Annotated in this window: 1 protein-coding gene; it reads right to left on the bottom strand. The window is 55.1% G+C overall.

Features of this window, described 5'->3' with window-relative positions; all coding sequences use genetic code 11:
- Nucleotides 1–417: hypothetical protein (locus AC3DEV_RS17235; RefSeq protein ID WP_488372915.1), on the bottom strand; the 417-nt coding region annotated here is incomplete at its 3' end.
- Between the last annotated feature and the right edge of the window lie 13 nt (nt 418–430).

The raw sequence follows: 430 nt of genomic DNA, 5'->3' as shown, positions 1-430 counted from the left end.
AATGTGGTAGCCCTTGACTGACGCGGTGCTTTTAACCTCGATCATATCCCATTCATCGGTACCATCGACACGGCGCAGAACATCAAGTGACGCATAAGAACCATCCTGCGGATGGATTGCAGTTGCTTCAAAGATCAATCCCTGCCCGGCGGCAATCAGCTGCTGCGTTGCCTGCGCCGCCGCAGATGGATCGCCAGGATTGGCCACAACCTCAGCCCCGGAACCGAAATAAGCTTTGGCCAGTTCCCCAATTTCATGACCTGCATTGCGCCGTGCCTGAAGCTGCACAGGGGCCGCTGACATCGCTGATTGTGGATGCTGCCGGTTCCTGTAGAACCAAAGGGCCAGCGAACATTGCTGGCCCAGGATAAATTGTGTCTTTGATAACCCAGCCGTCATGGCCGTTTCGAACCCCATGGGTTAGATGATG

This window comes from Dietzia sp. IBK-p2-15D (assembly GCF_057773105.1).
Note: the sequence above shows the minus strand (reverse complement) of the source record. Positions and strands in the feature narration are given on the sequence as shown.